Source organism: Natrarchaeobius versutus, assembly GCF_041205745.1.
In the GTDB taxonomy this organism is placed as follows: domain Archaea; phylum Halobacteriota; class Halobacteria; order Halobacteriales; family Natrialbaceae; genus Natrarchaeobius; species Natrarchaeobius versutus.
Genome location: NZ_JBGFCC010000003.1, coordinates 368735 through 386943, shown reverse-complemented (window position 1 = coordinate 386943; position 18209 = coordinate 368735). Strand labels below are relative to the sequence as shown.

Sequence of the window (18209 nt, the reverse complement as noted above, 5' to 3'; positions counted from 1 at the left end):
TTTGTACATCGATCACACGACCGCTGTGTGATCAGTGTATGATCATTTCAGAGTTACTTTACGTAGAGTCGATCCTTCAGCACTGGCAGGGTGTAAATATATAACGAAGCCCGAAATGGGGGTCGTCACATGCAAGCCTGCCCTGTACTATCGAGAAAGACACCTCGTCTGTTGATCGGTATCGGACCGTTCGAACGTACGATCGACTCGAATCGAAGCGGAACGCCGCTCGAAGCGTGTCGACCATCACCGGTGTCATGCTGACACCCCGAGACGAACTCTTCTGGCTGAAACCCGGCGACACACTCGGTCGAACGCCATTGAACAGCACCGAGACGGATTTTGATGCCAGCCGAATCGAATGCACCCCGTGTTATTGGGGCGACGAACGAGTACTTCAGAGGCTTTCGAGTGATGAACGCGTGTAACCTGCTGTACGTCATCAACGATCTTCGGATGGGTGGTGCACAGGTTGGAATGGCTCGATTGTTAAACGGACTAGACGACGAGCGGTACGACGTGACCGTCGTAACGATCGACGGCTACGACAAAACGTTCGTCGAACAACGGCTTCCAACGGTTGAATCGATACTCGATTGCAAACGGGTCAGGACCCCTCGAGACGTCTCGAGACTCGTGTCGGCAGTAGCCAGCGCAGACGTCATTGTCGGTTCGCTCTATCACGCTTCCATTCTCACTCGTGTCGCTGGCGTCGTCAATCGAGACGCCACCGTCGCGACCTGGCATCACAACGAGCGCTTCAAAACGCTGTTCAGGGAGATGCTGTTCAAAACGACATCTCCGTTGAGCGACGTTGTACTCGCTGATTCAGAACCTGTCGCCAAAATACTCTGTGGCGAACTCGGACTGGCCGACGACGTCGTCGAGAGCGTCCCGATCGCCGGGATACCGTTGAGTGAGTTCGAACCCCGCGAACACGACAATACCGGTCCGATAACCGTTGGAAGCGTTGGTGTCATCTCCGGTCAAAAAAACTTCCGAAATCTCGTTTCAATGGCCGTCGAACTCGAGGATGAAGACGTCATATTTCGAATCGTGGGCGACGGACCGGAGAAAGAAACGATAGCGTGTTGGATCGAAACGATTGGAGTCGAGAACATCGAGTTACTCGGTAGCGTAAGAGAGCTACCGACGTTTCTGAATTCTGTTGACATATACGTACAACCATCACGATTCGAAGGGCTCTGTATCACCGTCGTCGAAGCGATGGCGGCAGGATTACCGATCGTCGGAAGCGCAGTCGGTGGAATCCGGCACAACGTGAGAAACGGGAAGTGTGGATACGTTCACGACCCGGACGACATCGAGGGGTTTTGTCGTTCCATCCGAGAACTAGCCGCCAATCCATCGAAACGTCAGCGCTTTGGCGACCACGGACGGGAGTACGTTGAACAACACTACTCTCAACGTGTGCTCGTCGAAGAATTCGAACAAGCGATTCATCGCCCCTCGAGATGAGCGTTCGAGCCTCGTTCGGCGCACCTGTGCCTCTGCCCAGCCCAAAAACCGGTGACGATGACCACGGACCCACTCGGGCCCCAAGAAAGGTGAACAAAGAATGATCGTTCTCGCGACCGCGATACTCACAGCGGGGTTACTTTTGGCGATCGTTTTGTTCGGCTACGAGGATCCATTCTACCGACGGCTCGCACCGATCGCTTTCGTTGCCCACCTCTGTATCGGTCTAATCGTCGTCCCGGCCCTGCCGTACGCCTGGGACATCGCTTACTTCCATACGACGGCTCTGGAACTCCTCGAAGGGACTACTCCAGACGCTTCCGAAAAGGTCATCGCGTTCGCAACATTTCAGGCGTTTCTGTACGCGGTGTTCGAACCCTCTGTCCGAGTACTCGCTGTCTTCAACAGTTTGTTTGCAGTGCTCATTCCAATTCCGGCAGCCTATATTGCTCGACGCCTCTATCTCTCGCCGGGATCTGCAAATGGTCTTACAGTTTTGATTCTGTTTCTTCCGCTGCCAGCCCTCTCCACTTCGGTCCCGATTCGGGATGCGTTCGTACTGCTGGTGACGTTCGTTTCGATTGCACTCCTCGTTCGTACGGTCCTCGATCGATCAATTTGGTCGGCGTCGCTGTCCGTCCCGCTGGTTTGTATGCTCTACTTGCTCCGTATCGAAGTTGCGTTGCTGCTCGTCCTCGGAGCAATGGTCGGTGCCAGCGTACGAGCAATCTCGGTACGGATCGATCGCGACGTTTCCATGTCGACTATCGGTGCTATCCTCGCCGCTGCCGGTCTCCTCGGACTCGTTCTATTCGGTCGATACTTTCCACTCGAAACCTTGAATGACCAACGCCAGCGCCGCGTAGGCGGCGGTGCCGCCTATCTCGAGGAACTGAGGTACGACTCGTGGCTCGACGTCGTGTTTTCGATTCCGACTACGTCTATCTATTTTCAGTTTTCACCGTTTCCGTTACAGATCGAATCACTGTTCCACCTCGCGGCCGGAATCTATCTGGTCGCTGTGATCGTATTACTCGTTAGCGCCTTTCGTTCGCTTCGGCGCAAACAGACGAACGCGGCCGCTTTGACGATGTTGATAACGGTATACCTGGGAGGAATCGTGGGCTATGGACTGTTCAGTGGAAATTTCGGAGCTACTGTCAGACATCGCGTTCTGTTCGATTTCCTCCTCGTCGTCTTCGCCACACCAGTTCTCTACCGGTGGGAATGCTTACTCCTCGAGTGGTTTCGTAAGCGGCCACGTGATCACGACGACGAAAACGAACAAAATAACGAGGCTCATGAACTGCAAACTCGCCTCGAAATCGGAACCAAGCACCCAGACTGAACTGCCGATCACAGCAAGAAACACGAGCAACTGAACCAAGATGAGAGATCGGTCTCGCATCTGGAGACCCTACTGTAATCGTCGGTAAGTATGTTTGGGCACAGTCCTGGCCATTCTACGAAAGGAGACGGCGACTGTTCAGACATTTGAACACCTGATTAGAAACTACAAACAGAATTCCGCTGTGTTGAGCGATGACCTGTATTTACTCTTCTTTTTTCGGACCAATCGTTGAATATCGACGCAATCTATTCCTCAATAGCTCGAGTAGCTCCGTTACTATGCGTATCGCCTTTATTCATCCGCGATATCCCACATCAGAGGGAACGGGAGCCGCTCATTCTGCAACGCAGATCGTGAACGGACTGGCTGATGTGGGTCACGAGGTTTGTGTATACTGCACTCGTCCTCCACCAGAACGGACAGAAAGGGACGGGATTTCGTTGCGTCATCTTGACGGATACAGCAATCACCCACATACACCCACTCGACAGAATCGTGAAGTCGAATCCAGGGTCGATGAGCTGACTGAGTTTGATCTAGTTCATAGCTACTTGATGCGTTTGATCCCGTCCATCGGGGAAGTTGGGAAACAGTCAGACGTAGGAACCGTAGTAACGCTAAACGCCTACGGAGGCATCTGCGCAAAGAACGACCTCCGTTATCAGGACGACAAACAGTGTCAGAGCAAATCCATATTTAAATGTTTCAACTGTATCGCCAGTACGGGGTTTCACAGTAACGAACACGGGTACTTGTACGAAACAGCGAGCCAGTTACTATCACTTCGTTTGATTAACAGCGGTGAGAGTCGTCTCGAATTCATCGACGGATTTCGAGCTCCGTCCACTCATGTTCGGAACAATTACGTCCAGTTTGGATACGATTCCGAGAAAATAGCGACTATTCCACATCCCATCGACGAAGACTTCTCGCTCACTCATCGAAGTACTTTCTCAGAGCCGTACAAATTACTGTACGTCGGATCGTTATCCCGCCACAAGGGCGTACAGACACTTGTCCCGATTATGGAGAGGTTGAATAAAACTGAGTGGGAGTTCGAACTTACCGTCGTTGGAACTGGTGAATTGGAACGTCGAATGCACGAACAGGTCGAAAACTACGACGTCGAAGACGCCGTACAGTTCGCGGGGTTCATTTCAAACGCTGAACTGCCGGAGGTATATGCGTCTCACGACTGTCTTATCCACCCCAGTGTTTGGGAAGAACCGTTAGCACGTGTATACTTAGAAGCTTTGGCAACCGAAACACCGATCGTGACGACTGATTACGGTTGTATCGAAGAAATCGTTGGAGAGGCGGGCCGGCTGGCAGACGGCACTGCTGAGAGTTTCTGCGACACGATCGTGAACATTGTCGAATCGAACGAACTACCTGAAATGTCTGTTGCGGCCGGTGAGCAGGCCGAGCAGTTTGAACTATCTCGAGTGATAAGTCAACTGAATGTCCTTTACGACACAGTCACTGAGTAGGTGTGATGTTATAGTAGCCACCGCAAGTCAACGCACACCCGATCGTACGACCGCTTTGCGATCAGTGTGCAAACCGTTGCGGTTGTTATTAGATTTTCCAGCCCCCTCTCTAAATTCGGCCCCCCTCTGAGTATGCTATATTATGTTTCAACCGCCGACTTTCCGAGCAAGAAGGCCCACGCTATTCAGCAAGTTCGGATGTGTGAGTCGTTCGAGTACAACGATCTCGATGTGTGCTTGTTACACCCGAGTAGTGGTATGCGTCAGGGACAAACCGATTGGGAATCCATCGCTGAGTTCTATGGCCTAGAAACGAAGTTCGAAGTGCAGACGGTCCCAACGCTTCAGTCCCGATTCCAAACCGTCCCCCAGATTGGCCTTCTTTCAATGGCAGGTACCATGTGTTCGTGGCTCGTCACGCGGGTACTTACTGGACAAATAGACAGCTCAGACATTATTTACGGACGAAACTATTATGGGATGTTTCTTTTCAACGAAATACGAAAGGCCGTGCCGGCCAATCGCCGACCGAAGCTGGTCTTCGAGATGCATACACCGATTTCGGCGCATTTGAAACCACGATTTTTCCAGGCTGTCGATAAACTCGTCTGTATCACAGACAAACTAAAACGCTACGTACTCGACCAGTATCCGATCGATAGATCGAGCGTACTCGTCGCTCCCGACGGCGTAGATTTGAGACCGTATCGTTCTCGGACGCGTGCGGAAGCCCGGTCGGAACTCACTATACCGGAAAACGAGCGAATCGTCGCGTACACCGGTCATCTGTATCCCGGAAAGGGCGTCGAAGTTTTGATCGAATCCGCAAAGGAGATCGATGCAACCGTATACGTGGTTGGCGGATACGAGGACGACATTAACCGAGTAAAACGAAGTACAAACTATTCTGAAAACGTAGTGTTCACCGGATTCGTTGACCCTGCCGACATTCCCGTCTACCAGATTGCGGCCGACGTCCTGGTTGCTCCGTATACGGAATCTTCGAGACCGTGGGTATCTCCGCTCAAACTATTCGAATACATGGCCGCTGGTCGACCGATAATTGCGAGTGACCGTGAGGTCCTCAAAGAGGTACTGGTCGATGGGGAAAACGCGCTTTTGTTCGAGAAAGGAAACGCAGAATCGTTGCGAAATCAGATCGAGCGAGTTCTCGAGTCGAACGCTCTCGCAACCAATCTCGGTACGAAAGCACGTCAAGAAAGTAAGCGGTACACGTGGAAGAAACGAGCTGAACGAATAGTGTCTGCAATTTATGAGTGCAAATGAGTTGGTAGTTCGAACAGAGAGTATAGCCGGACTGCCGACACAAATAATCAATATACGTATAGAAGTCGAAATGAGCGATCACGCAAGGTGATCGTATGACGTTTTGTGTTCCGGTTTTTGAGGATCTCCTTCGTCAATAATGTCGAGTAAATCAGGATGTGTTAGATGCCTTCTGGATTCGTCAGTTAATTCATTGACGGACTCAACGTTGCGTATTTCGTCACGGACCATTTGCCACTCCCTGTGACGTACATGAACTTGAACCGGAATCTCGTTCAAATTGAGTATTTTTGCGATACAAAGTCGGTTCCTTCCCCATCCGGCCCAGTGAATCTCACCATCAGCATCGATATTGACGCCGATCATCAAATCGGAATAGTAGAACGGAATGTATCTGGAGACCGATTTACACTCGCCCTCTTTATATCCTTCATTCATGATTTTCTCGAAAAGTCTTTCCTTGGAACTGCTCAAATCTGGCAGTTCATCGCTTGAAACACCGTGTACAAATCGTTGTTCAAATGACTGATAGCGCTCTTTGTCCGTTATCGGTTTAGTACTCCACGATTCGTCTATTACTTCCCCCCATTTATGGCCGTAATATGCATTCGATTGGTATTGGATATTACTCGGATCAACATATCACTTTGAAAGGGTCAGCGTCAGTAACTACATCGGAGGATAACCGTTGAAGCAGGCGAATGCGGATTTTAACGGCAGTAAGATATAATGGTTGTCTTTTTATATATCTAAATTTGAATTTTCCTGGCTGGCTTAGAATATACCACAGACAGCTTCGAACGGCTGAAATAGGCCCTTCTTCGCACCAGCGCCTCGAAAATTTCTGTAATGACGATCGAATCGACATTTATTAACTAACGCTATGGACGGCTATGTAAGTCATATTCATAAGAGTAGTGAGCCTCACACTCTCCGTAAAATCATTTCATTTGATAAGTTCGGTTTCACGACCGATAGTAGCCACTGCACGTCATTTCCCACCCCGATCGCCAGACGGATCGGCGATCGGTGTGTACATCGTTTCAGTTGTTACTATAGAACCTGATCTTGAGAAGGTACCCGCGGCTAACGAGGAGGGACTGTCCCTATACTTTCCGACAAAAAGATGGGGCAAACCCTACCGCTTGGTGAAATATAGTCGCTACTGAGACGATGTACACACCAGTTGGGGTAAATGACTTTCAGTTTCAACAATAGTATTTCGCTCGGCCGTTTCATTAACCGTTGAAAAATTAATATGTTCACGAATTCGAGTTGGTTTTTATTACGTCGACTTCGATGTCGCGTGCTTTTGCTTCGGTGACAATCTTCTCAGAGCCTGAACGCATCTCGTTGATCTCACGAATTGCCTCTGATTCGGTCAGTCCGACGAGCTTGGAGGCACGGCCCCTCGGGCGAGAATTTTGGCGATGGAAACACGTCTCAGCAGGAGCATCAACAAAGATGAATTTGTTCGGTTTGTGTAGTCGGTCCAGTATCCGAGTAGCGTTCCAGCCGTCTATCGACATCAGTCGAAGATGAAATTGGTACAGTCCGTCGTCGATAACGTACGTTTCGTTGTCAGCCAGATGATCCGAGAAGAATGCAAACCAAGCAGCTTCACGGAATATCAAGTCCAACACATTCTCGGCGTCGTCACTGGTTCGAATGATCGGTGCGATCGTTTCGAGTACCCCGGGATATCGTGAGATGAATTCCCGCTCGTACCGGGGACGAACGTGGGAAAAAAGCGTCCGGACTGCTGGCCAAAGTGGCGGTGCGTGTTTTACTATAAATCCGGCAGGCAACGAAGAAGCAAATGCTTTCGTTCGGGAGAAATATAAATCCTCTTTGTTTGATAACTCTTGAGAAATAGTTGTTTTGCCTGCTCCAGGCGGCCCGATCATCTCGATCGTTTGCATGGCTTGTTATGGTACCGTGGTATAGCGACGTAATCCTTCGTCCGTTCGACAGAGAATAATCGATCGAACGAGTTGGCTAACGCACAGCCCCAGGAAAACTGACAGGTTCGCACACGCCACTGACAGATGGCGCCCGGGGATCAGACGAACGGACCGGTCGTTGGGCCGACTATCATTGGGGGGTGTGCAATGACTTCGATAGCATGGTGTTCGACCTCGACATTCAAGGGAGTGGAATTTCTGACCTTCTATGGTGGACGACATTTTCTAAAAGACGTTCTTCCCAAGACGACAAGCCTGGTGATTTATCGGATTACTTGGCCAAGGCGAGACGAGTCATTGTTTTGCAATCCAGTACACGTCATCAGTGTAATTAACGCGTCTAACTTCGAGATCAGCTATACCGACCTGCTGTTCGATATCCCTCAGTCGGGATCGAACCTCGTGGATCGACAACCCCGGAAATTTTTGCTTGCGGTATCCTGACCGTTCAACACCCCTGATTTCCTGAATGTAGGGTGCAATCGGCTGTTCTTTCACTGTTTGCTTAACGCGTCGCCAGTAACCGGGCTTTGGAAACGATGTTTCACCCACAACACCATCGATTTGGTTCACTGCTGAGGCGATTTTCGGTGCCGCCTGCTCGTTTACGTTGGCGAAGTACTGCCGTAGTTTTGCCTCCTTCGTCTTTGACAGTTCGTAGCGTGTCGATCGAGAGACGTACGTTTTCACCTGATCGATTAATTCGTCTTCGGTCGTGACGGTAGTACTTACATCATTTGGAAGCTGTGGCCGGTTCGCTGCTGTCCCTTCGATGTTCGGCTCAAATGACACTGTTGGTACATTCAACATTGTACTTTCGATACCAGTCGTACAACTGTTGTGAATAACGCAATCGGATGCGTAGATCCATCCACGTACGTCTCCAGAATGTTCTATTGTAATAGAACGATCATTCTTGAATTCTGTCCGATAAAAATCGTAATCTTCGGACGGATGTGGGCGTATAATAATCGAGTGTTCTGAAAGTTCCGTAGACAATGACCGTATTGACTCGAGCAATTCGTCCAGTAATCGTCTCTGGTATTCGAAATTTTCGTCTGCCTGTACGGATAGCGAGTCGTCGTAGTAATTCACACTGGGGAAGTTAGTATTAATCAGTACGAATTGTCCGTGCTCGTCGCTAATCTCATCTGCTGGGGTTTCGTAGATTCCACGGAGGTCAGAGTGTAAAAGATCGAATCGTGGGTTACCCGTTACGTGTATCTGTTCGCGAGGATACGACCTTTCAGTACGGATAAGCTCCGCTGGGAGCTCACCCCACGCAAAAATCAGATCGGTGTGTTGTAATGACTCGCTAGAGACCCTCGATAGAAAGCTTTCCTCCGATGGAAAGACGCCACCTTCGGTATCGAGTCCAACTATGGTCGCGTTCGCTTCGGAAAGTGAGCGCATAATTTCTAGCTTTTTGGATGACCAAAAATGGTTATTGACGATATGTACGTCGGGATTGAGGCTCTTGGTCAAATGAGGTCGAATATGTGCTTTGTCGCCAAACGCGACTTCGTGACCCTCCTGGGCAAGATTGATTGCCAACCATAGTTTCCCATCGAATTCTCGTGATTTCGTTTCAATCGGTAGTGAGAGAGTCGCCATTAGCGATTGTGATAATACGCTTGTCGGTATAGAGATTGGCGTAAAGACACAGTGTTTGACCAAATTCCATAATATTTGAATCGTTGACTGCGACAGAACAAACAATTTTAAAAAGCTTATCTCTCGAGGCGATCGGTTGTAGCCGGCGAATAATCGTGATCGTGAGCACCGCGATATTGAACGGAAACCGGAATTCTCGGTGTCAACAGTAGGTGACGCTAAATAGGGTGGTAACACGCTCGAGTTCAACCGAACGATAGCGAGTGACCGACGTACGCCGCTGATTTTACGACCCCCATTTTTAATATTCTCCGTTTTGACTTGGGTAGAGAACGCTATGAGTGTCTCTGTGTCGGGTCTCGTCGTTGGTGGTGGATCGATCGGTCGTCGACATATTCGAAACCTCCAGCAGATCGGTGTCGAAGTGGCCGTTCTCGATCGAGATCCTCGCGTGTTAGATGACGTCTCTTCGACGTTCGACGTTCAAACGTACAGCTCGTACGCGAGAGTCCACTCCGAACAGTCACCCGACTTTTGTCTCGTTGCAACGCCGAACAGTTCACACGTGAGTGTCGCGATGGAAGCCGCCGAAGCGGGCTGTCACCTCTTCATCGAAAAGCCAGTTTCGCACAAAATGAACGGTGTCTCGGAGCTCGAAGCGCTTATCTCCGAACGAAATCTTGTTTCTCTGGTCGGATGCAATTTTCGGTTCCACCCCGAATTAAAGAAGGTGAAAGAACTCCTCGAGGCAGATGCCATCGGGAATGTCGTAGCCGCTCGAATTGAGGGCGGGAGTTATCTTCCACAATGGGTCCCGAAACGAGATTATCGCGAGTCGTATAGCGCACGTGAAGATCTCGGAGGTGGTGTCATACTCGATTACATTCACGAGATTAATTACGCTCGGTGGTTTTTCGGTGAATTTGATACGGTCTCCGCGATCGCTGGCCAACGCACCCACTTGGACATCGAAACCGACGACGTCGCGAGTATTCAAGCGATTACAAACAGCGACATTACCTGTCAGTTTCATTTTGATTACGTTCAACGACCGTACAGTCGTTCGTGCCATATCATTGGTGAACAGGGGACAATTCGCTGGTCGTGGAGCGACGAATCAGTCCAGTGGTATCAGGTGTCTGATGAAGAGTGGCGTTCGTATTCGAGACCAGACGGCTGGAAAGTAAACGACATGTATGTGAAGGAACTGAAACACTTTGTTACGTGCGTAGAATCTGGAGTAGAAACCGTCTGTCCAGTTTCATCCGGGCGTCGTGACCTCGCTGTTGCGTTAGCCGCCCGTCACTCCGCACAAACTGGACGCCACGTGTCGACCGACGAGATTTCCTAAGTGAACGAGAGGAGCCATTGCAGGTCATTACACATCTGCTCGCCGGACTGAACGCGGTTCTCGCGTCACTCGAACACGGACAGTCCAGCGGAAAGGGCCGACCCTGAGCTGTGCGATCAGCGGTAAATTGGTGAAGGTTGTGACGATGGTGTATTCTTCCTCTGTCGAGAATACCGCTATGCTCTTGGCTGAGAAAGCTGTTGGGTGGTTGTAAAGTGTTCCCACCCGACCATCCGTGACGCGTTTACCGACGGCGCCAAGAATACGGTCTCGAAATTGATCGTGGATACGTTCATTAGTCTATACAATACGCCAACAGTACCAGGATAAGTATTTAGCGGGCCGTGTTGACCCCCGCCACGTGACAGACTACTTCGAAACCCACGGCGAGATGGCCGAGAACCTCACGGACGACACAAAGATCGCTGGCCGGTACGGGATACAAAACGTCGCCGAGCGACGGATACTCTCCGACGTATCCCGAAAATTACAAATCGAAGCTACCGATCGCTGTCTCGATGTCGGCTGTGGTCCTGGGAATATTACTATCCCACTTTCGTTTGTGACGGCTGAAGTCGTTGCGGTCGATCATCCAGCGGTAGTGACGCGATTAGAAAAACGGGCTCCCGAACGGAACGAAATTACAACGATAGGAGGAGATTTTCTCGAGCGATCCTTCGAACGGGAGTTCGATAGCATACTCATATACTCCGTTTTACAGGAGCTGGAGTCACGTTCACAGGTCTTCGAGTTCGTCGAGAAGGCACGTAAGCTGTTAGCTCCGGGAGGCCGTATGCTCATCGGCGACCTTCCCAATACGGACAGAAAATCACGATTTCTGGACGCTGAATTCGGCCAGCGATTCTCGGAGGAGTGGGATAAAGTGATGGCCGACTCGGGAGAGTCACTCGATCAGTTTGACGGCGTGGAAGGGACAACGTTTGACGACGATGTTCTCCTTTCGCTTCTCGAGGCGACACGAAAGGAAGATTGTAATTCGTTTCTTCGATCGCAACCGTCCGACCTCCCGTTCGGGCACACACGAGAAGATATCGTCGTCGAACGGTATCCACCCGCAGATACTGAATTCGACATTACCCCGTCCTGATCTCGATCAAACATGAACGTTCGTGCATACACTCCGGAGTGGGAATCGGACTGGAACGAGTTCTGTGTCGAGTGTGACGAAGCCTGGTTCTTGCACACTCGAGACTGTATCGACTACTATCTCGCACATTCGCCGGAAACGGTCGTAGACGAGGTTTCGTTTCTAATTACGAGTGCAAAAGAAATCCAAGCCATCTGCCCGTTGTCTCTTACCGAGACCCCGACAGGACGCGAGCTTTCGCTCGGACAGAGCTATGCCGTTCGACCGGCGATTGTGAACGAATCGGACCGGGGTATCCGAAAAACCCTTCAAAAGAAGATATTCGAACGGATCGACACTCTCGCGGACGAACACGACGTGTCGCGAACGCGAATGATGTTTAGTCCCCTCTCTCCGAGCGAGCGGGAGTCGACTCGGACTCACAATTATCTACAACGGTTCGGATATACGGATACGTCGGTAAACACTCGCATCATTGATCTCGGGAAACCGCGCCAAAGACTGTGGGACGAGATGCGGAAAGGCCACCGTCGAAACGTAAGCGACGCCGAATCTGACCTCACTGTCACGGTCTTCGATCAGAATTCTATCACGCGTAGAGATTTTGCGACGTACGAGTATCTACACTACAAAGCGGCGGGGAGACGGACGAGAAGTGAGCGGACGTTTCAGATAATGTATGATTGGGTGAAAGATGGATACGGAATTCTCGTACGCGCAGAGTACGATGATACCGTCGCTGGAACCGCGTATTTCAACGTGTTTGGAAACGGAGCCACCTACTCCTCTGGTGCAAACGATCCGGCTGTTGACCTCCCCGTCGGTCACGTAATCCACTGGCATGTGATAAAATGGCTAAAAGAACACGACTACGAGTACTACGAATCCGGAATACAGTGGCCGAGAGGACAGGTACTAGTACAGCCGTCACAGAAACAACGGGATATCAGCTATTTCAAACGAGGGTTTGGTGGATTCGACGTCCCCCTCTTTCGCGGCGTACGCTACTACGATTCTGATCGCGCCTCTGAGGATGGGTCCGAAAAGGTCGAGCAGTTCGCCTCACAGTCGTTTCCCCCATAGCGATCATTCTAACCACTGCTCGCCATCGCACGCGAGATCGCCAGACTGATCCCCGATCAGTGTGTGAATCGTTGCAGCTGTTACTATACTCGATCCACTAGTACCGTTTCATCGGCCAGTCGACGCCTTGGAGGGTACTACAGCCGTCCCAATTTTATTACCGAGTAGATGATGACCGCGATATGAGCAACACAGTCGCGATTATTCAGGCACGAATGGGATCGACTAGACTCCCTGAGAAAGTGTTGATGAATATCGGCAACGAACCAATGTTATCTCACGTTTACGAGCGTACAAAACACGCATCGCTGGTGGATGACGTGGTAATTGCGACGTCGACAGAGTCGGCGGACGACGCCATTGCCTCATTTTGTAAATCTACCGGAATCGAGTGCTATCGTGGGAGTGAAACGGATGTTCTCGACCGGTACTATCAGACAGCGTCCTCGCGTGGTGCTGATTCGATCGTTCGGCTAACGGGAGACTGTCCACTGCTTTCGCCACCGGTGATAGATCGGGTGATCGGGGCCTACAGCCGTTCTGACGCCGAGTACGTGACGAATACCATACAGTATACGTATCCAGACGGACTCGATGTCGAGGTATTCGGTTTTGCGACGCTCGAGACGACGTGGAACGAGGCGACCGAACCGGCGGAGCGAGAACACGTCACGCCGTACATGAGAGATTCCGACGAGATTCCGACGGAGAACGTCGAAAACGTACTCGATGTATCCCAGTACGATTTCACAGATGACGATACCGTCCTTCGCTGGACGGTCGATCACCCCGAGGATATGACTTTCGTTCGAGAAGTTTACGCTCGGCTGACGCGGAGCGGACACTGGGTGTTCGATCAACAATCGGTCCTCGAGTTACTCGAGCGCGAACCCGCACTGAGAACGATTAACGAGGACCGATAACCCCTGTCACGGCCACTACTTAATAGCGAACCTGGGGTAGGTGGGGCCGTGACTGAAGACGCCGGCGAATCCCACGAGGGGCGATCGAAGACGCACTCTCGGTACGAGACAGCGAAATCTCTCATACCGGGTGGGACACAATTACTTTCGAAACGAGCCGAGATGTTTGCACCGGATCAATGGCCAGCCTACTACAGTTCGGCCAACGGTGTCAAAGTTACCGACCTCGATGGCAACGAATACGTGGATATGAGCCACATGGGGGTCGGATCGTGTATTCTCGGCTACGGCGATGCTGACGTCGACGAAGCAGCCAGTACCGCGCTCGAACACGGGGTGATGAGTACACTAAATCCTCCCGAAGAGGTCGAATTGGCTGAACGCCTGATAGCAATGCACGACTGGGCGGATATGGTGCGGTTGGGGCGACCCGGTGGCGAAGCCGTAGCGATGGCGATACGACTTGCGCGGGCGTATACGGGCAACGAAACGGTCGCATTCTGTGGATACCACGGGTGGCACGACTGGTATCTCGCCGCGAACCTCGATACGGAAACCAACCTCGAGGAACACCTTCTACCGGGTCTCGATCCGTCGGGAGTTCCGAACAGTCTCGAAGGAACGAGCAAACCCTTCAGGTACAACGATATCGAGGAACTCGAACGAATTGCTTGCCAGAACGACCTCGCGGCCGTCATTATGGAACCGATTCGTTCCGAACAGCCGGAAGACGACTTCTTTGATCGGATCCAGGCCCTCACAGCGCGTACAGACGTACCACTCATCATAGACGAGATCACTGCTGGATTTCGCGTTCGTGCGGGTGGCTACCACGAGCGAATCGGAGCGGAGCCCGATATCGCCGTTTATGGGAAAGCGATCGGGAATGGGTATCCGATTTCGGCAGTCGTTGGGAAAGAGCACGTCATGGACGAAGCACAGGAGAGCTTCATCAGTAGCACGTTCTGGACCGAGCGTATCGGTCCCAGCGCGGCGCTTACAACGATCGAGAAATTCTCTCGGGAAGGGGTAGGCGATCATCTGGTGACGATCGGGAACATGATCACACAGGGATGGGAAGATTTGGCTGAAGACCACGGTCTACCGATCGAAACGAAAGGGATCAAACCGTTGACGGCATTCGAAATCGAACACGACGACGCGCAGGCCGCTAAGACGTTGTTCGCTCAGGAAATGCTCGATTACGGATATCTGGCTGGAAACTCGGTGTACACCAGCTACGCACACACCGCTCCCGTTGTCGAACGCTATCTCGAGGCCGTCGACCAGGTGTTCGACCTGATTGCGGAGGCCTTGAAGACGGAATCTGTCTACGATTCTCTCGACGGACCGGTTGCTCACACGAAATTTGAACGGCTTAACTGAGTCCGACGGTGAACGGTGCCAGTTGACTCACGGTGGTTGTGATCTGTGAACCGAGAAGCGAGTTGGATTACTGTGAGAATTACTGTCGCCAGCAGTTGAAAGGGGGACGTAGTTATTACACGAGAGGTTGTGAGTCTGTGAGCATGAGTGCGATCGAGATCGGTGGACGTCCGGTCGGGCCGGGCCATCCGCCCTTCGTTATCGCCGAAGCGGGGTCGAATCACAACGGTGATCTGGAGGTGGCGAAGGCGCTCATCGACAGCGCAGCGGATGCGGGTGCAGATGCGGTGAAGTTCCAGACGTTCGATGCGGACCAGGTGTATGTGGAAAACAGCGGTGGCGCGGAGTATCTCGACGACGAACGATCCCTCCACGACATTCTCGCGGAGATGGAGATGCCCTACGAGTGGATTCCGACACTCCACGAATACGCCAGCAATCGGAACATCTGCTTTATGTCGACGCCGGCCGACAGCCGGGCGGCCGACGAGCTCGAGCCGTACGTCCCTGCGTACAAGGTTGAGTCGTTCATGTTAACCCACCATCCGTTCCTCGAGTATCTGGTGGACAAAGGGAAGCCAATACTCCTCTCGACAGGTGCCCATACGTTCGAAGAAGTCGAAGACGCAGTCGACGTCTTGAAAAGCGCCGGCGCCGACCAGTTCGCACTGCTTCAGTGCGTCTCCGCTTATCCGACCCCGCTAGAGGATATCAACGTACGCGTTGTACGACGGTATCGCGATGAGTTCGACGTTCCAGCGGGGCTGTCGGACCACACCTTGAATCCGACGGTTGCGCCGTCCGCTGCGGTTGCTCTCGGCGCGGACGTGATCGAAAAACACCTGACGGTCGACCGTACCCTCGAGGGGCCGGACCACGACTTCGCGCTCGAACCGGGCGAGTTACAGCGGATGGTCGACGCTATCGAAAAAACAGAAGCAGTCCTCGGCGATGGCCAGAAACGGATCGTCGATGCTGAACAGGAACTGCACGACAAAACGCGCCGCTTCGTGCAAGCGAACGACCGGATAGAACGTGGAACCAGGCTCTCCGCGGAGAACATCGCCATTCTCGCTCCCGGTGAGAACGAGAGGGGGTTGAAGCCCGAATACTACGGTGACCTCCTCGGAAAGACTGCGAGCCGGAATATCGAACCAGGGGAGGGTATCGTATGGGACGACGTCGAGTGAGCCGACTGTCGATTCACCTCGAAAATCATGTCATCATCACATCAACCGATGAGTAGTCGAGTCGTCGTATATCAGCCGTGTTATTTCCCTAAACTGCACTATCTCGCTCGAATCCGGGACGCAGACGTATTTATCATCTTTGATGACGTCGAGTTCTCTCGTCGGTCAAGACAACATCGTGCCGAGATACAGGTCGGATCGAAACGATGGCTCACGATTCCAGTTCAGCACACTGGTGACAGTACGGCGATACTGAACGCCAAAGTGGATACTACCGAGCGGTGGCAGGAGAAACACTACCAGACGCTCGTACACAAGTTCGGAAACGACGCCGAACTGTTCGCCGACTACTACCACCGAATCGCAGACCAGGAAGAGGTCCGACTCGTCGACGTCACGATTCCGACCTTACTCGAGTTGTTAGGACAGTTCGATATCGACACTGACGTTCGGCGCTCGAGTGAGATGGATCCAACCCATCCCGGCGATCCCTCGGAGTACCTGGCAAACCTGGTCGCAGAGGCAGACGGGACCAAGTACCTCTGTGGCGAACGAGCGTATACAAATTATCTGGACGAAGAGCCGTTCGTCGACCGCGAGATCGACATCGAAATCCAGGACTGGTCGCCCGACTGGGGCGACGGGAACGTCTGTTCGCTCGAGGTTCTCTTCGAAGCCGACGACCCGACACAGTACGCAAGGTGACGCTACGCCCATGACAATGTTATCCGATTCCGACCTCGAACGCATCGAAGAAGAGATCGAAGAGATGTATGAGAGGCGAATCGAGGAGAAGGGAACGACGCCAGAAGGGCTGTACTGGGATTCAGCGGAAAGTATGGCGATTCGGTTCGACGCCGCACTCGACATGTACGACTTTTCCGGGAAACGTGTCCTCGACGTGGGCTGTGGGTTCGGTGACTTTTACGAGCACATGTGTGACACAGAGTGCGAGCCCGCGGAGTATTACGGGGTCGACATAAGCGAGAGCGTTCTCGACGTCGCACGAGGAAGATTTCCAGACTGCGAGTTCGAACGTCGCAACATCACTCGACGTCCCTTCGACGACCGACAGTTCGATATTGCAGTCGTCTTCGGAGCGTTAAACCACAAACTGAACATCGTCGACAACGAAGTGTACTTCAGGCGAGTTCTCAGAAGCTGTTGTGCCTCGAGCGATGCCGTTCTCGTGAACGCGTTGAGTCGTTACCGCGAGGGAGACTGGCCCTGGGAAGAATCTGTCCACTACCACTCGCCTGAAAAAGCGTTCGGCTATGCACAGGAGTTGGGCCGGGATGTCGTCCTCAAACACGATTTCCCACCCATTCCGCAAAAGGAGTTTCACCTTCTCTTTCGGACGGGGACAGAAGACTCCGGTGTGACCGATCGATCCGGAGTGGCGGAAATCGGGTCTGGGGACAGTTAAGGGGTGGTAGGTGTGTATTCGATCTGCTTGCAAGAGCGACTACACTATAGTAACAACTACAACGATGTACACACTGATCGCCGAGCTCACAGGTTACTGGATTCCCCGCTCGCTTTCCCGCGGTTCTCGCTCATGGTCCGAAAATCGAAGATGTTCGTCATCACGAACGACCGCTGGTCGTTCGAACGACTCCGTTCGCTCACGGGTCGTTCCTCCCCGTTCGCATTCTCGCGGTTCTCGCTCACTCCGTTCGCTCCGAACCGCGCACGCTCCGAACCGCGCACGCTCCGAACCGCGCTCGCTCCGAACCGCGCTTTTCGTCTGGCGATCAGGTGTGCAAGACCTGCAGTGGCTACTATAGCCGAACGCGATCGGCGATTATGTCATACTTCATGTACATCATACGATCTGTTGTAGCGATTTCCTGGTGCAATCGCGACCATACTGCGGTCGCACCGGCAAACGACTTGGAATAGTCCGTATCAGAGGATACTGACGGATACGCGGTTAGAAAAATAAACGGGTGTTTGACTATCCATACGGTTATTGGGATTCTC

15 protein-coding genes are annotated in these 18209 nt (G+C 52.1%); 12 read left to right on the top strand and 3 right to left on the bottom strand.

Annotation, left to right across the window (positions count from 1 at the left end; all coding sequences use genetic code 11):
- Positions 1-345: 345 nt before the first annotated feature.
- The 4 genes from AB7C87_RS09790 to AB7C87_RS09775 all read left to right on the top strand — a co-directional run bounded on the left by AB7C87_RS09790 (position 346) and on the right by AB7C87_RS09775 (position 5607).
- Positions 346-1479, top strand: a complete 1134-nt coding sequence (locus AB7C87_RS09790; RefSeq protein WP_369729252.1) for a glycosyltransferase family 4 protein — start codon at positions 346-348, stop codon at positions 1477-1479.
- A 100-nt stretch (positions 1480-1579) separates the two neighbouring features.
- Positions 1580-2827, top strand: a complete 1248-nt coding sequence (locus AB7C87_RS09785) for a hypothetical protein (protein WP_369729251.1) — start codon at positions 1580-1582, stop codon at positions 2825-2827.
- Between the two features lie 194 nt (positions 2828-3021).
- On the top strand, positions 3022-4320 hold the full coding sequence (locus tag AB7C87_RS09780; RefSeq protein ID WP_369729250.1) for a glycosyltransferase family 4 protein: 1299 nt from the start codon (positions 3022-3024) through the stop codon (positions 4318-4320).
- A gap of 258 nt (positions 4321-4578) precedes the next feature.
- Positions 4579-5607 carry a glycosyltransferase family 4 protein gene (locus tag AB7C87_RS09775; RefSeq protein WP_369729249.1) on the top strand — a complete coding sequence of 343 codons (1029 nt, stop codon included), beginning with the start codon at positions 4579-4581 and terminating at the stop codon, positions 5605-5607.
- A gap of 78 nt (positions 5608-5685) precedes the next feature.
- Here the strand turns inward: AB7C87_RS09775 and AB7C87_RS09770 are convergent, their stop codons facing one another.
- The 3 genes from AB7C87_RS09770 to AB7C87_RS09760 all read right to left on the bottom strand — a co-directional run bounded on the left by AB7C87_RS09770 (position 5686) and on the right by AB7C87_RS09760 (position 9185).
- The gene (locus tag AB7C87_RS09770; protein WP_369729248.1) at positions 5686-6081 is read right to left on the bottom strand and encodes a hypothetical protein; all 396 of its coding nucleotides are present in this window, start codon (positions 6079-6081) and stop codon (positions 5686-5688) included.
- Between the two features lie 788 nt (positions 6082-6869).
- Positions 6870-7529, bottom strand: coding sequence for an AAA family ATPase (locus AB7C87_RS09765; RefSeq protein WP_369729247.1), 660 nt, complete (start codon positions 7527-7529; stop codon positions 6870-6872).
- Between the two features lie 336 nt (positions 7530-7865).
- The gene (locus AB7C87_RS09760; protein WP_369729246.1) at positions 7866-9185 is read right to left on the bottom strand and encodes a surface carbohydrate biosynthesis protein; all 1320 of its coding nucleotides are present in this window, start codon (positions 9183-9185) and stop codon (positions 7866-7868) included.
- Between the two features lie 337 nt (positions 9186-9522).
- Between AB7C87_RS09760 and AB7C87_RS09755 the strand changes: the two genes are divergently transcribed.
- From AB7C87_RS09755 to AB7C87_RS09720, 8 genes are all read left to right on the top strand, one after another.
- Positions 9523-10536, top strand: coding sequence for a Gfo/Idh/MocA family protein (locus AB7C87_RS09755; RefSeq protein ID WP_369729245.1), 1014 nt, complete (start codon positions 9523-9525; stop codon positions 10534-10536).
- 361 nt (positions 10537-10897) lie between these two features.
- Positions 10898-11644 (top strand): class I SAM-dependent methyltransferase, encoded by a 747-nt coding sequence (locus tag AB7C87_RS09750; protein ID WP_369729244.1) that lies wholly within the window; start codon positions 10898-10900, stop codon positions 11642-11644.
- 12 nt (positions 11645-11656) lie between these two features.
- Positions 11657-12727: a GNAT family N-acetyltransferase gene (locus tag AB7C87_RS09745; protein WP_369729243.1), complete on the top strand. Its 1071-nt coding sequence runs from the start codon at positions 11657-11659 to the stop codon at positions 12725-12727.
- Positions 12728-12909: 182 nt separating this feature from the next.
- Complete coding sequence (locus AB7C87_RS09740) at positions 12910-13650, top strand: cytidylyltransferase domain-containing protein (RefSeq protein ID WP_369729242.1); 741 nt, start codon at positions 12910-12912, stop codon at positions 13648-13650.
- Between the two features lie 162 nt (positions 13651-13812).
- Positions 13813-15036: an aminotransferase class III-fold pyridoxal phosphate-dependent enzyme gene (locus AB7C87_RS09735; protein WP_369729241.1), complete on the top strand. Its 1224-nt coding sequence runs from the start codon at positions 13813-13815 to the stop codon at positions 15034-15036.
- 143 nt (positions 15037-15179) lie between these two features.
- On the top strand, positions 15180-16226 hold the full coding sequence (locus AB7C87_RS09730) for an N-acetylneuraminate synthase family protein (protein ID WP_369729239.1): 1047 nt from the start codon (positions 15180-15182) through the stop codon (positions 16224-16226).
- Positions 16227-16253: 27 nt separating this feature from the next.
- The gene (locus tag AB7C87_RS09725) at positions 16254-16931 is read left to right on the top strand and encodes a WbqC family protein (RefSeq protein ID WP_369729238.1); all 678 of its coding nucleotides are present in this window, start codon (positions 16254-16256) and stop codon (positions 16929-16931) included.
- Positions 16932-16941: 10 nt separating this feature from the next.
- A complete protein-coding gene (locus tag AB7C87_RS09720) occupies positions 16942-17652 on the top strand; it encodes a class I SAM-dependent methyltransferase (RefSeq protein ID WP_369729237.1) in 711 nt (236 codons plus the stop codon).
- Positions 17653-18209: the final 557 nt, after the last annotated feature.